This window comes from Pantoea sp. GCM10028869 (genome assembly GCF_042666835.1).
In the GTDB taxonomy this organism is placed as follows: Bacteria; Pseudomonadota; Gammaproteobacteria; order Enterobacterales; family Enterobacteriaceae; genus Pantoea; species Pantoea leporis.
The window spans coordinates 65933-79183 of record NZ_JBHTGO010000011.1 but is presented as its reverse complement, the minus strand read 5'-3'; the positions used below and the strand labels follow the sequence as shown (position 1 = coordinate 79183).

Sequence of the window (13251 nt, the reverse complement as noted above, 5' to 3'; positions counted from 1 at the left end):
TCCTGTGAGTTAAAATTGTCTGACCGAAAAGTTATGCCTGGAGTAAAGGATCAAGTCCCTGACGCCCATCCAGCGCGTAAAGATCGTCACAGCCGCCAATGTGCTGCGCATCAATAAAAATCTGTGGCACCGTAGTGCGGCCGCTGCGTTGAATCATCTCTTCACGTTTCGCCGCGTTCCCGTCAATGGGAATCTCCTGGAACGACACGCCTTTCTGATCCAACAACGCCTTTGCACGGTGGCAGTAAGGACAAGTGACTTTGGTGTAGATCTCTACATTCGCCATACGGTTACCTCTAAGAAGTTATTTACCGCGCACCAGTGGCAGATTTTCACCACTCCAGCCGCTCACGCCATCTTTCAGAACGGAGACTTTTTCAAAACCCGCTGCGCTCAATTTCGCTGCAGATTCACCCGCACTTTGACCGGTCGCGCAAACTACAATTATGTGCTGTGACTTGTGCTTTTCCAGCTCGCCAAAGCTCTCTTTTTTGATGTCTGCTGCCGCTACGTTGATAGCCCCAGAAATGTGTCCTTTGCGGTAATCGTCACGTGAACGCACGTCTACCACCACCGCGTCCTCTTTGTTTATCAGGTGGGTAGCTTCACCACGGCTGATAGTTTTTACTTTAGAGAACATACCTTTAACGGTGGTCACAATCACGAGAACGAGTAAAGCGACCCATGCCAGACTGAGGATGGGGTGAGTGCTTGCAAACTGCATAATTTCTTGCATGAGGGGTAACGACTCCAAACCGGGCTGATAAGCTAAAACAAGGGTTCTGAGTATACCTGCGCCACTTCGCATGTACAGTCGCTAAGGGGACAGAGTTACGATTTGTGCGTCATTTTCCAAAAAAAGTGTTCTAATCCCAAAATTAAGACAAAGTTTATGCCGGTAAGCTCGGTACAGACATTTTTAGTAAAGTAAAACCCGGCCGGGCTAACTGGTAAGCGGCTGTTCATCGTGGAATAATTATCGACTATGAAGGGAAAAGCGACCGTTACACACACAAGGACCCGTTACAACGGCACTGCGCTTCCGTTGTCATTTCGCTGGTCCGAAATCTCCCTGAGTCTGCTTCTGGCGGGCACATTATTACTTCCTGCCGCTGCACGCAGTGCGGATGACAGTAAAACGCAGTTGAAGTCCATTCAGCAGGACATTGCCGAGAAAGAAAAGAGCGTTAAAGCGCAGAAAGTGCAGCGCAGTAAGTTGTTGGATCAGCTGCAAAGCCAGGAAAAAGTGATCGCGCAGGCCAGCCGTCAGCTGCGCGAAACGCGTAACAGCCTCAGCACGCTCGAGGGTGAAATCGCGCAGGTCACCTCTTCTATCTCGCGGCTGGAAAAGCAGCAAGCACAGCAGGAAAAACTGCTGGCACAACAGCTTGATGCCGCCTTCCGTCAGGGACAACATAATGGTCTACAGTTGCTGCTCGGAGGCGAAGAAGCCCAGCGCAGTGAGCGCATTCTTGCCTATTTCGGCTATCTCAACGCCGCACGCCAGAAAAACATCAACGATCTCAAACAAACCCAGCAGCAATTAGCGGAACAGCGTCAATCATTGCAGGGCAAACAGGAGCAGCAAAAATCGTTGTTGGCCCAGCAGCAGACGCAGCAAAGCAAGCTGGAAGTCGCCAGCGCGGCGCGTAAGAAAACGCTCACCATACTGGAAAGTTCGCTGGAGAAAGATCAGGCGGACCTGGTTGAAATGCGTGAGAATGAAAGCCGCCTGCAAAGCAAAATCGCCAAGGCAGAGCGTGAAGCACGTGAACGTGCGGAACGCGAAGCGCGCGAGGCGGAAAAAGTGCGTCAGCGTCAGGCGCAGGCGAAAGCCAAAGGATCAAGTTATCAGCCAACGCAGAGTGAGCGCGAGCTGATGGCGCGTACCGGCGGATTAGGCAAGCCCGGCGGGCAAGCGGTTTGGCCGGTACGGGGACGTATTGAACATCGCTTCGGTGAATCGATGCAGGGCGAATTGCGCTGGAAAGGTCTGGTCGTCGATGCGCCAGAAGGTACCGAAGTGAAAGCCATCGCTGATGGACGCGTATTGATGGCCGACTGGCTGCAAGGCTATGGTCTGGTTGTCGTTCTGGAACACGGTAAAGGTGATATGAGCCTTTATGGCTACAACCAAAGCGCACTGGTGAGCGTGGGTGCTCAGGTGAAGGCAGGACAGCCTATCGCCCTTGTGGGCACCAGCGGCGGCCGCGGCACGCCTTCGCTCTACTTTGAAATCCGACGCCAGGGACAGGCCGTCAATCCACTACCGTGGTTAGGAAGATAAGTTTTGTTTCAACCCTCTAAGCTCTCGGCCGCCCTATGCGGCCTGTTTCTGTCACTTTCCGCCCATGCGGGAAAACTCTCTATCGTGATCGATGACTTTGGTTATCGGCCAAAAGAAGAGAATAAAGTGCTGCAGATGCCCACCGCGATTTCCGTTGCGGTTCTGCCGAATGCGCCCCATGCGCGTGAGATGGCCACCAAAGCGCATCAGGGTGGTCGCGAAGTGCTGATCCACCTGCCGATGGCACCGCTTAGCAAACAGCCGCTGGAGAAAGACACGCTGACGCCCGAGATGAGCAGCACGGAAATCGAGCGGATTATTCGAGAAGCCAGCGGCAAAGTGCCTTTCGCGGTTGGCCTGAATAACCATATGGGCAGCAAAATGACCTCCAGCCTGCCCGGCATGCAGAAAGTGATGCAGGTGCTCAATCACTACAACTATTACTTTCTCGATAGCATGACGATTGGCAATAGTCAGTCGATCCCAGCCGCGCAAGGTACCAACGTTAACGTCCTGAAACGCCGCGTATTCCTTGATGATAGTCAGGATGAGGCTTCAATCCGCGCGCAGTTTACCCGCGCGGTGAAACTTGCGCAGCGCGATGGTTATGCCATTGCGATTGGTCATCCGCATCCGACGACGGTGCGCGTCTTGCAGCAGATGCTGCCGACATTGCCAGCCGATATCACGCTAGTGCGGCCAAGCCAGTTGCTGAATGAGCCGCTGCATCAGGGTGCGACTCCGCCGCCATCCAAAACCCAGCCGCCACGCTTCCGTGCGCCAGGCGTGTGTAAGCCGGGCAAACCGTTGCCGCCCGTGCCGCAGCACTATGCCGTTGAGTTGATCAGTGAAAGCATTGCGCAAAGTCTATTGGTTCAGTCAATAAGGCAGCTCTTCTGAGCTCGGGAAAAGAAATTCAATGAGAAGAAAAATTCTGCTGTTGGATACCGGCCGCGAATGGGGCGGCGGTACCAACAGTATGCTCGAATTGCTCAAGCGCATTGATCGGCAGAGGTTCGATATTACCTGCTGTTTCTACAACAACTATTCTCGCGGCAACCGTGAAACCATTGAGTCAATTCTCAATTCGATTGGCATTCCGGTGGTTTTTATCGCCCAGCGTCGTCAGCCGAAATGGGCGAAAATCGCCAAAGAGCTGTTACGCACGCTATTCATTTTTAACCGCTCTTTAAAGAAGCAGATGATCGGTCGGGTTGACGAAAAATGGCGTGTATTGCCAAACGCCCAACAGATTTCATCTCTTATGCAAGCTGGGCAATATGACGCGCTGTATATGAATAATCAACCGAGCACCAATGTTGAAGGCTATCGCGCGGTTGAGGATTTGCAGGTTGCACTGATTCAACATTGCCGCATTGAGCCACAGTTAAATTCAGTGTTAGTGGACATGGTTAATAAACGCGTTGATGCCGTTATTGCGGTTTCGCATGGCGTAAATCAGACTTTGCGCCAAAGCGGCATTGATGCGCAGCGTTGCTTCACCGTTTCAAATGCTATCGATATTCATCAGGCCTTACCGGATCGCAAAGCCGTTCGCGCCCGCCTGGCTTATTCCCCTGATACCTTTATTTTTGGATCCATCGGCTCTCTTATTACGCGTAAAGCGAACCATCATATCTTCCAGGCGCTGGGCCAATTCAAACGCATACATCCCGAAGCCAATTGGAAAATGGTGGTGGTGGGTGCCGGGCCGGAACAGGAGAATTTGGTTTTGCTGGCGCGCAAAGAGAACATTGCGTCGAATATTGTGTTTACTGGCTTTCAAAATAACCCTCTGGATTACCTCGCGGCGTTTGACACTTTTATTCTCGCTTCAAGTAGTGAAGGCCTACCGCGCGTCGTGTTGGAAGCCATGCTGGTGAAAACGGCCGTGATTGGTTCGAACGTAGTTGGAACGGCAGAACTAATTAGCCACAACGAAACCGGATTATTATTCGAATACGGCGATATTAAACAATTAAGTGCGCATCTTGCCGTATTATGGCAAGACGCAAGTTTACGCCAGCGTCTCATTAACACCGCCGAAGAACGTGTACGCGAATGCTACGCCATTGAAAACTATGTGGCCGGGGTAGAGACGATATTGGATAACAGTATTGAAAGGAAAACTCATGTTTGATTTTTTGAACAAAAATCGTCGGCATATTCGTGCACGTCATAATATTCCTTATGCGCAAAGCAATACGCAAGGCGACGTTACGGTTACCTCGGTTGTTATTCCGTGCACTGGCGCGGATTATGTTGAAGAAGCGTTATTAAGCGCTGAGTTTGCTCGTCGGTTTGCGCCGGAAATGGAAGAGATTGTTATCGTGAGCGACCAATCTGAGCAGGCTTTTGGCAAACTTCCACATAATTGCCGCGTGGTAACGCTCAATGTTCCGCATCGCGAGGAAAGTTATCGTTATAAGCAAATCTATCGCAGTCGCCTAATTAAAATTCAGGCGCCTTTACAAGCCAAAGGCGACGGTATTTTAATGATTGATTCGGATCTGAATTTGCTTAAATCGCCTGATATTCGTATGCATCCAGGCCACCTTTACTCCAGTTTCCGTAACGGGAAAATGATCGCCAAGCTAGAGGGCGCGGAAGCACAGGCCATTCCCGCCTATTACCGGCCATCGATAAGACCTTATTTTGAAGATCACGTTAATGGTGCGTACCTGGCGGCAACCCGACAAACCTGGAAACGCATTTGTCCACTCTGGTTAACGCTCTTTCAGGATACCTGGGAATTAATGAATGACAGCCAACCGCCGACGGATCAGCTTCCCCTCGCCGCTTTGTTGGATATGTTGGATCTTCGCACGGTCAATTTAGGAGAATGGGCAAACTGGCCGGTTTCCAAAAAGATTGGCGGTAGCTCAGCAACCATTCCGGCAGACGTCATTGGCGCGCACGGTGGATTTCCATTGAGTGAATGGCAAAAGTATTTACTGGATCCCACCCAGCCACTCACCTTTAAAGGCCAGGACTACACCCGCAAAGTGCGCTACCTGACGGACGATGAAAAGAAACAATCCTGAAACTCTCCGGCCACCAGGCCGGAGAATGAATTAATCCCAGCTCAACACCACTTTGCCCGATCTTCCCGAGCGCATCTCATCAAAGCCCTGCTGGAACTCATCAATGTGATAGCGATGAGTGATGATGGGCGTCAGATCGAGGCCGGACTGAATCAGCGCCGCCATCTTGTACCAGGTTTCGAACATCTCGCGGCCGTAGATGCCTTTGATGAACAAGCCTTTAAAGATCACCTGATTCCAGTCGATGGACATCTCGCCCGGCGGAATGCCCAGCAGCGCGATGCGGCCGCCGTGGTTCATTACCTCCAGTAAGGTGCGGAACGCCGGTGGCGCACCAGACATCTCCAGACCGACATCAAAACCTTCGGTCATGCCGAGTTCGGCCATCACATCACGCAGATTTTCCTGCGCCACGTTGACAGCGCGCGTTACGCCCATTTTGCGCGCCAGATCGAGGCGATAGTCGTTGACGTCGGTGATCACCACATGGCGCGCGCCGACGTGCTTGCACACCGCCGCCGCCATGATGCCAATCGGCCCGGCACCGGAGATCAGCACATCTTCGCCCACCAGATCGAACGACAGCGCAGTGTGCACCGCATTGCCAAAGGGATCGAAAATCGCCGCCAGTTCGTCAGAAATGTTGTCGGGAATTTTGAAGGCATTAAACGCCGGAATCACCAGATATTCGGCAAAGCAGCCCTGACGATTAACGCCAACGCCTACCGTGTTGCGGCACAGATGCGTGCGTCCAGCGCGGCAGTTGCGGCAATGGCCGCAGGTGATGTGGCCTTCACCGGAAACACGATCGCCAACGGCAAAGCCCTTAACTTCCTGGCCCATTCCCACCACTTCACCCACATATTCGTGGCCGGTGATCATCGGCACCGGAATGGTTTTGCGCGACCAGTCATCCCAGTTGTAGATGTGCACGTCGGTACCGCAGATAGCGGTTTTACGAATCTTAATCAGTAGGTCGTTATGGCCGGGTTCAGGTATTGGCGCGTCCTTGACCATCCAAATGCCTTCTTCAGCTTTTAATTTGGCGAGTGCTTTCATTTCCCTGCTCCTGAAATAACGCCCAGCTGTTGACCAATACGGGTGAAGGCCGCCACGGCGTGTTCCAGCTGCGCCTGCGTATGTCCGGCAGAGATCTGCGTGCGGATACGTGCCTGACCTTGCGGTACCACCGGATAGAAGAAGCCTGTGACGTAGATTCCTTCCTGCTGCAACAGGCTGGCAAATTGCTGCGCCACTTTGGCATCGCCCAGCATCACGGGGATGATGGCGTGATCTGCGCCGGCCAGCGTGAAGCCTGCGGCAGTCATCTTTTCGCGGAAGAAGCGGGCATTTTCCCATAGACGCTGGCGCAAACCGTCACCTTCACTCAGCAGCTCCAGCACGCGAAGCGAGGCAGCCACAATCGCGGGCGCCAGCGAGTTGGAGAACAGATACGGACGCGAGCGCTGACGCAGCCACTCAACCACTTCTCTTTTCGCCGCCACGTAGCCGCCCGATGCGCCACCCAGCGCTTTACCCAGCGTGCCGGTCAGAATGTCGACGCGATCCATCACGCCGCAATATTCGTGCGTGCCGCGTCCGGCAGAACCCACAAAGCCCACCGCATGGGAATCATCGACCATCACCAGCGCATCGAATTCATCGGCCAGATCGCAAATGCCCTGCAGATTGGCAATCACCCCATCCATCGAGAACACGCCATCGGTGGCAATCAGGATGTGGCGCGCGCCTTTGTCGCGTGCTTCCTGTAAACGCGCACGCAGCTCACTCATGTCATTATTGGCGTAACGATAGCGCTGCGCTTTACACAAACGCACGCCATCAATGATCGATGCGTGATTAAGGGCATCTGAAATAATCGCGTCTTCGGCGCTGAGCAGCGTTTCAAACAGGCCGCCGTTGGCATCAAAGCAGGACGAGAACAGAATCGCGTCTTCCATGCCGAGGAACGCGGCCAGCTTGTGTTCCAGCTGCTGGTGGATGTCCTGCGTGCCGCAGATAAAGCGCACCGAGGCCATGCCAAAACCGTGCGTATCCATGCCGTCTTTCGCCGCCTGGATCAATGCCGGATGATTAGCTAAACCCAAATAGTTATTGGCGCAGAAGTTGATGACGGGCGGGCTGTTAGCTACGTTGATTTCTGCCTGCTGCGCCGACGTGATGGTGCGTTCTTGTTTGAACAATCCGTCCTGACGTGTTGTCTCAAGTTGTTGACGAATTTGCGAATAAAACTGACTGGACATGATTATGCTCCTCAGATAGCCAATATTTGGCACATATTACTGATCGAAAAGCGAATCAACGACATTTCAGCCATCAATATCTCGGTTTTGCAGCATAGTTCACGCTGCGAACAGGATTTGTGCAGCGCATACGGCGTCATCTGGCTGCCTGCGTCTGGCTGAAATGTTATGATGATAGGCATTCGTGGGTGAAACCTCCTGTTTCCCCCCAACTCTTTAAAGGCAAAGCATATGATTATCGTAACCGGTGGCGCTGGCATGATTGGCAGCAACATTGTTAAAGCGCTGAACGACCGCGGTCTGACCGACATTTTGGTGGTGGATAATCTGAAGGATGGCACCAAGTTCGTGAATCTGGCGGATCTCGACATCGCCGATTACATGGATAAAGAGGAATTCCTCAGCTACATCATGTCTGGCGAAGATCTCGGCCCCATCGAAGCCGTGTTCCATGAAGGTGCGTGTTCCGCAACCACCGAGTGGGATGGCAAGTACATGATGGATAACAACTATCAGTACTCGAAAGATCTGCTGCACTTCTGCCTCGAGCGCGAAATCCCGTTCCTCTACGCCTCATCTGCTGCCACTTACGGCGGCCGCAATGAGAACTTCATCGAAGAGCGCCAGTACGAGCAGCCGCTGAATGTGTACGGCTACTCAAAAATGCTGTTCGATCACTACGTGCGCCAGATTCTGCCTGAAGCAGACTCACCGGTGTGCGGCTTCCGTTACTTCAACGTGTACGGTCCGCGTGAAGGCCACAAAGGCGGCATGGCGAGCGTCGCGTTCCACCTCAATACGCAAATTAGCAACGGTGAAAATCCAAAACTGTTCGAAGGCAGCGACGATTTCCGCCGCGACTTCATCCATGTTGATGACGTGGTTGCGGTAAATCTGTGGTGCTGGGAAAACGGCGTTTCCGGTATCTACAACTGCGGAACAGGCCGTGCTGAATCTTTCCAGGAAGTGGCGGATGCGGTGCTGAACTTCCATCAGAAAGGCCAGATTGAATACATTCCGTTCCCGGACAAGCTGAAAGGCCGTTATCAGGCGTTTACCCAAGCCGATCTCACCAATCTGCGTGCAGCCGGTTACGACAAGCCGTTCAAAACCGTTGCGCAAGGCGTGGGCGAATACATGGCCTGGCTGAACCGTAACGTATAAGGAAACCGGCAGCAGCGATGAAAATTCTGGTTATTGGCCCATCATGGGTCGGCGATATGATGATGTCGCAAAGTCTCTATCGCACGCTCAAGGCTGAGCATCCTGAAGCGGTGATCGACGTGATGGCGCCGGCCTGGTGCCGCCCATTGTTGTCGCGTATGCCGGAAGTGAATCAGGCGCTGGCGATGCCGCTCGGCCACGGCGCATTGGCGCTGGGCGAGCGTCGTCGTTTGGGGAAAACCCTGCAGGCCAGTGGCTATGACCGCGCCTATGTGCTGCCGAACTCCTTTAAATCTGCGCTGGTGCCGTTTTTCGCCGGGATCAAACGTCGCACCGGCTGGCGCGGCGAGATGCGCTATGGCGTGTTAAATGATGTCCGCGTGCTGGACAAAGCGGCCTTTCCGTTGATGGTTGAGCGCTATGTGGCGCTCGGCTATGACAAACCGGTTGCTTCCGCGCAGCAGCTGCCGCAGCCGTTGCTGTGGCCGCAATTACGTGTCGATGATGATGAAAAGCGGATGACGGCGGCGCAGTTTGCGCTGTCCGCCGAACGTCCGGTGATTGGGTTTTGTCCGGGCGCAGAGTTTGGTCCGGCGAAGCGCTGGCCGCATTATCATTATGCCGCGCTGGCAGAGCAGCTGATTGGCGAAGGTTATCAGGTGGTGCTGTTCGGTTCGGCGAAAGATCGTGAAACCGGCGACACCATTGTGCAGACGCTATCAGAAGCGGCGCGTGCGCACTGCAAAAATCTGGCGGGTGAGACGCAACTCGAGCAAGCCGTGATTCTGCTGGCGAACTGTGTGGCGGTGGTCAGTAACGATTCCGGCCTGATGCATATCGCTGCGGCGCTTAATCGTCCGCTGGTGGCGCTGTATGGCCCAAGCAGCCCGGACTTCACTCCGCCGTTATCTCAGCACGCGCGCATTATTCGTTTGATCACCGGCTATCACAAAGTCCGCAAAGGTGATGCCGAGCAAGGTTATCACCAGAGCCTGATTGATATTCAGCCAGCGCGCGTCCATCAGGAACTGAGCGCGCTGTTGCATCCGGTGCAGGAGTAAAGATGCACGTTTTGATTGTTAAAACCTCCTCGATGGGAGACGTGCTGCATACCTTGCCAGCGCTCACGGATGCGATGCAGGCGATTCCAGGCATCAAGTTTGATTGGGTGGTTGAAGAAAACTTCGCTCAAATCCCCGCCTGGCATCCGGCGGTGGATAGAGTGCTGCCAGTGGCGATTCGCCGCTGGCGCAAGCACTGGTTCGGTAGCCAGCAGCGTGAAGAGCGTGTGCAATTTAAGCGTGAGCTGCAATCGCGTCAGTATGATGTGGTGCTGGATGCACAAGGTTTGATCAAAAGCGCCGCGCTGGTAACGCGCCTGGCAAAAGGCGAGAAGCACGGGCAGGACAGCCGCAGCGCACGCGAACCTTTCGCCAGCTGGTGGTATGACAAACGCCATGAAATCAACAAGCAACAGCATGCCGTCGAACGTACGCGCGAGCTGTTTGCCAAAAGCCTCGGCTATGAAAAGCCTGCAACGCAGGGCGACTACGCGATTGCCGGCCATTTCCGCTCTACGCTGCCCAATGACACGCAGCCTTATCTGGTGTTTCTGCATGCTACCACGCGTGATAACAAACACTGGCCGGAGTCACACTGGCGTGCGCTGATTGAGTTAGTTCAGCCAACAGGATTGCGCGTGAAATTGCCGTGGGGCGCAGAGCATGAACATCAACGCGCACAGCGTCTGGCCGAAGGCTTCGACCATGTTGAGGTATTGCCTAAGTTAACGCTGGAGCAGGTAGCGCAAGAATTAGCTGGCGCGCGCGCGGTGGTGTCGGTAGATACCGGTTTAAGTCATCTGACGGCAGCGCTGGATCGTCCGAATATCACGCTGTACGGCCCAACCGATCCCGGTCTAATTGGTGGCTATGGCGAGAATCAGTACGTGCTGCGCCCTGCAGAAGGCCACAGCATGGCGGATATTCAAGCCATAGATGTCGCAACAATGATTAAAGAAATCACGGTATAGTTTTATAACGTACCGTAATTTAGCGTGACTGGTCACTTTTCTTTAAAAGCGCGTATTCTGTTAGCGTCATGCCCTGAGTACGTGGTTGTAACCAGCTAAATAGCTGCTCTAAATCATCGTAAAGGTGCTCAATATCAGCCTCATTTTTAAACGTGGGGCTGCCATCGGGCATAAATTCTGATGAATGCAGCATGAACTCAACGTAATCATTTCCCTGGCTAAGTGTTTGCTCAACCACCTGTTTCATCTGCTGCACATTGCCCCCCACCGGACGTAGCCAATTAACAGATGGACCGCGCTTCTTGCCGCGCATGTCATTCCACGCTTTTTTTAGCTGATTAGTGAAAGCGCCATAGCGGTACTGAATGCTCATCGGCAACTCCAGCAACGGGCTGTCACCCGCGCGGGAAATATCACTAACATCAAGGTAATAGGCATGATCCGGGAAACGGCTGTAATCGGTGCCGCCTTTGCCTTGCGGCGCGCCGGATGAATTGCGCCAATCCACGCGAGGTGTGACGGAGCAATCAACTAAATAACCGTTGTCGATCAATGCTCGAGCGTAAACTTCATTAAAAGCCCAGCGTCCGGCACGATGACTGGTCATCTTCTGCCGAAAAGCGCTTTCCAGCAAATCGGTCATGTAAGCGACCTTGTCGCGCAGGATATTTTCTGGAAATTCAATCAAATAAGGCTGATAGCGCCAGTCATCATCGGTCAACGCGTATTCCGGCGGGCTATACCATGCATGAAGATGCATGCCGATTTCACCTTGCCCACGCGCCAGCAGATCGCGACCAAATTCAACATACGCCGCATCGCTCGCCATTTCGTAATTCGTTAGCCAGGTGGGTTTAAAACCGTATTTCTCACATAAGGCTTGAAAGCGCGGCAGAAACTGAACATTTCGCGTGGTAACCTTGCCGCTGCGATTGCGCCAAAGATTATCGCCTTCAGTATCGAGAGTGATTAAAAACGCAGGCTTATCCATAACTTATCCGATAAAATGAGCACTTTCTCATCGCTATGGTACGCAAGCCCATGAATGAGGGCAAACTTTTCATTTGCTGCAGTGAGCAGATGTTGGTAGCAGTATAATAGCGGTTAAACTAGAGTAAATTAGAATGCACATCGGCCCTAATACGCAGAATACTCATCTTAAGAGCAATGCGTAATGTCTGAAGCCAAACATACCTAATAAATTGATTTATCTTATATTCAGTCCTGTTTTATCAGGGGATGATAGATATTTTGTCATACAAAACAGGCTGGCGATTAGGAGCAAAAGAATTTGTCGAAGCGCATTCTGATGGTAATTGATGGCCTGCCGGGCGGTGGCGCCGAAAAAGTTGTTCTGACGCTGGCTGAAGGTTTTATCAGCCAGGGGCATCGGGTGTCGCTCTTCTCCTTACGCAAAGTCTGTGAATATCCCATTCCTGCAGGCGTTGATTATCAGACCGTGATTGATAAAAGCTCACGGCCGTGGCGCAAACTGACTGAAACCCATCGTCGTGCACATTTGCTTGATGAATCCGTGCGCCAAAGCGAAGCGCTGCACGGAAAATTTGATTTGGTCTTGTCTAATCTGCATAAAACCGATCGGATTGTCCGCTATGCGCGTGCGCTGGATGCCAGTAAAACCTGGTATTGCCTGCACGGCGTTTTTTCAGCCTCCTATCTTGCGCGCAAATCAGGTTTCTCTTTGTGGCTTAAGCGGCTGAAAATTCGCGATACTTATCGCGGCAAGCAGCTTATCGGTGTCTCGCAATATGTCATTGATGATGTGATTCAAAACATCGGGGTGAAGCCAAGCAAAGCACAGGTCATCTTTAACCCGTTTGATTTCGAACTTATTTCCCGCCTGGCCGCAGAACCGTGTCCACTTGCCGGAAGCAATTTTGTGCTGCATGTGGGGCGTTTTCATGAAACCAAGCGCCACGATCGCTTGCTGGCCGCCTATGCTCAAAGTGGCATCACGGCTCCGCTGGTGCTATTAGGTCAGGGAAGCGAAAAAATCACGGAAAGATTACGCCAGCAAGCCATCGATTTAGGCATCGCGGAGCGCGTACGCTTTGAAGGTTTCCATAAAAATCCTTACCCATGGATTCGCCACGCTCGCTTATTAGTGGTGAGTTCAGACAGCGAAGGTTTTGGCAATGTACTGGTCGAAGCTTTAAGCTGCGGCACGCCGATAGTCAGCACTCGCTGCCCTGGCGCACCATCAACTATCATGAGCGGAGATCTTGCACGCGGGCTAGCGGATTTGAATGCGGATTCACTGGCGCAGAAAATGCACGAGGTTTATGCCGCTCCGCCTGATTTGCAACATCTGGACTTAAGCATTTATAGTCTCAAGGTTATTTGTCAGCAGTATTTGCAACTGGCAGAAGTGGAAGAACCACTATTTTCAGGCACTGAGCACGTTTCAGGTTAACAGGTCCCCATGTCGGTGTGGCCGTA

At 52.8% G+C, this 13251-nt stretch carries 13 protein-coding genes; 8 read left to right on the top strand and 5 right to left on the bottom strand.

Features of this window, described 5'->3' with window-relative positions; translation table 11 throughout:
• Positions 1-31 precede the first annotated feature (31 nt).
• Both grxC and ACFQW4_RS21600 read right to left on the bottom strand, forming a co-directional pair.
• Positions 32-286, bottom strand: coding sequence for a glutaredoxin 3 (gene grxC / locus ACFQW4_RS21605; RefSeq protein WP_007885328.1), 255 nt, complete (start codon positions 284-286; stop codon positions 32-34).
• Between the two features lie 18 nt (positions 287-304).
• Positions 305-736: a rhodanese-like domain-containing protein gene (locus ACFQW4_RS21600; protein WP_377727476.1), complete on the bottom strand. Its 432-nt coding sequence runs from the start codon at positions 734-736 to the stop codon at positions 305-307.
• Positions 737-985: 249 nt separating this feature from the next.
• Here ACFQW4_RS21600 and envC point away from each other — a divergent pair, with 249 nt between their 5' ends.
• The 4 genes from envC to ACFQW4_RS21580 are packed head-to-tail and all read left to right on the top strand — an operon-like array spanning position 986 to position 5331.
• Positions 986-2287: a murein hydrolase activator EnvC gene (gene envC / locus ACFQW4_RS21595; protein ID WP_377727473.1), complete on the top strand. Its 1302-nt coding sequence runs from the start codon at positions 986-988 to the stop codon at positions 2285-2287.
• Between the two features lie 3 nt (positions 2288-2290).
• Complete coding sequence (locus tag ACFQW4_RS21590; protein ID WP_377727470.1) at positions 2291-3187, top strand: divergent polysaccharide deacetylase family protein; 897 nt, start codon at positions 2291-2293, stop codon at positions 3185-3187.
• Positions 3188-3206: 19 nt separating this feature from the next.
• Complete coding sequence (locus tag ACFQW4_RS21585; RefSeq protein ID WP_377727467.1) at positions 3207-4427, top strand: glycosyltransferase; 1221 nt, start codon at positions 3207-3209, stop codon at positions 4425-4427.
• On the top strand, positions 4420-5331 hold the full coding sequence (locus tag ACFQW4_RS21580) for a hypothetical protein (RefSeq protein ID WP_101760673.1): 912 nt from the start codon (positions 4420-4422) through the stop codon (positions 5329-5331). The genes ACFQW4_RS21585 and ACFQW4_RS21580 overlap by 8 nt, the downstream gene beginning before the upstream one ends.
• Positions 5332-5361: 30 nt before the next feature.
• Here ACFQW4_RS21580 and tdh read toward each other — a convergent pair whose 3' ends face one another.
• Together tdh and ACFQW4_RS21570 are read right to left on the bottom strand one after the other, a co-directional pair.
• Positions 5362-6390 (bottom strand): L-threonine 3-dehydrogenase, encoded by a 1029-nt coding sequence (tdh, locus tag ACFQW4_RS21575; protein ID WP_217550422.1) that lies wholly within the window; start codon positions 6388-6390, stop codon positions 5362-5364.
• Positions 6387-7595 (bottom strand): glycine C-acetyltransferase, encoded by a 1209-nt coding sequence (locus ACFQW4_RS21570; protein WP_110868205.1) that lies wholly within the window; start codon positions 7593-7595, stop codon positions 6387-6389. Before ACFQW4_RS21570 ends, tdh begins: the two co-directional genes overlap by 4 nt.
• Positions 7596-7826: 231 nt before the next feature.
• Between ACFQW4_RS21570 and rfaD the strand changes: the two genes are divergently transcribed.
• From rfaD to rfaC, 3 genes are read left to right on the top strand one after another with little or no spacing between them, the layout of a single operon-like run.
• Positions 7827-8759 (top strand): ADP-glyceromanno-heptose 6-epimerase, encoded by a 933-nt coding sequence (gene rfaD / locus ACFQW4_RS21565; protein WP_101760676.1) that lies wholly within the window; start codon positions 7827-7829, stop codon positions 8757-8759.
• A gap of 17 nt (positions 8760-8776) precedes the next feature.
• Positions 8777-9820: an ADP-heptose--LPS heptosyltransferase RfaF gene (gene rfaF / locus ACFQW4_RS21560; protein WP_217550419.1), complete on the top strand. Its 1044-nt coding sequence runs from the start codon at positions 8777-8779 to the stop codon at positions 9818-9820.
• A gap of 2 nt (positions 9821-9822) precedes the next feature.
• The gene (gene rfaC / locus ACFQW4_RS21555; RefSeq protein ID WP_101760678.1) at positions 9823-10791 is read left to right on the top strand and encodes a lipopolysaccharide heptosyltransferase RfaC; all 969 of its coding nucleotides are present in this window, start codon (positions 9823-9825) and stop codon (positions 10789-10791) included.
• Positions 10792-10810: 19 nt separating this feature from the next.
• Here rfaC and ACFQW4_RS21550 read toward each other — a convergent pair whose 3' ends face one another.
• Entirely contained in the window at positions 10811-11782 is a 972-nt protein-coding gene (locus ACFQW4_RS21550; protein WP_217550417.1) for a polysaccharide deacetylase family protein, read from the bottom strand.
• A gap of 318 nt (positions 11783-12100) precedes the next feature.
• Here ACFQW4_RS21550 and ACFQW4_RS21545 point away from each other — a divergent pair, with 318 nt between their 5' ends.
• Positions 12101-13225, top strand: coding sequence for a glycosyltransferase (locus ACFQW4_RS21545; protein WP_101760730.1), 1125 nt, complete (start codon positions 12101-12103; stop codon positions 13223-13225).
• Positions 13226-13251: the final 26 nt, after the last annotated feature.

Coding starts and splice junctions, on each gene's coding strand:
- rfaC (WP_101760678.1), top strand. CDS start 9,823: ATGCACGTTTTGATTGTTAAAACCTCCTCGATGGGAGACGTGCTGCAT.
- ACFQW4_RS21585 (WP_377727467.1), top strand. CDS start 3,207: ATGAGAAGAAAAATTCTGCTGTTGGATACCGGCCGCGAATGGGGCGGC.
- envC (WP_377727473.1), top strand. CDS start 986: ATGAAGGGAAAAGCGACCGTTACACACACAAGGACCCGTTACAACGGC.
- ACFQW4_RS21580 (WP_101760673.1), top strand. CDS start 4,420: ATGTTTGATTTTTTGAACAAAAATCGTCGGCATATTCGTGCACGTCAT.
- rfaF (WP_217550419.1), top strand. CDS start 8,777: ATGAAAATTCTGGTTATTGGCCCATCATGGGTCGGCGATATGATGATG.
- tdh (WP_217550422.1), bottom strand. CDS start 6,390: ATGAAAGCACTCGCCAAATTAAAAGCTGAAGAAGGCATTTGGATGGTC.
- grxC (WP_007885328.1), bottom strand. CDS start 286: ATGGCGAATGTAGAGATCTACACCAAAGTCACTTGTCCTTACTGCCAC.
- ACFQW4_RS21600 (WP_377727476.1), bottom strand. CDS start 736: ATGCAAGAAATTATGCAGTTTGCAAGCACTCACCCCATCCTCAGTCTG.
- ACFQW4_RS21550 (WP_217550417.1), bottom strand. CDS start 11,782: ATGGATAAGCCTGCGTTTTTAATCACTCTCGATACTGAAGGCGATAAT.
- ACFQW4_RS21545 (WP_101760730.1), top strand. CDS start 12,101: ATGGTAATTGATGGCCTGCCGGGCGGTGGCGCCGAAAAAGTTGTTCTG.
- ACFQW4_RS21570 (WP_110868205.1), bottom strand. CDS start 7,595: ATGTCCAGTCAGTTTTATTCGCAAATTCGTCAACAACTTGAGACAACA.
- rfaD (WP_101760676.1), top strand. CDS start 7,827: ATGATTATCGTAACCGGTGGCGCTGGCATGATTGGCAGCAACATTGTT.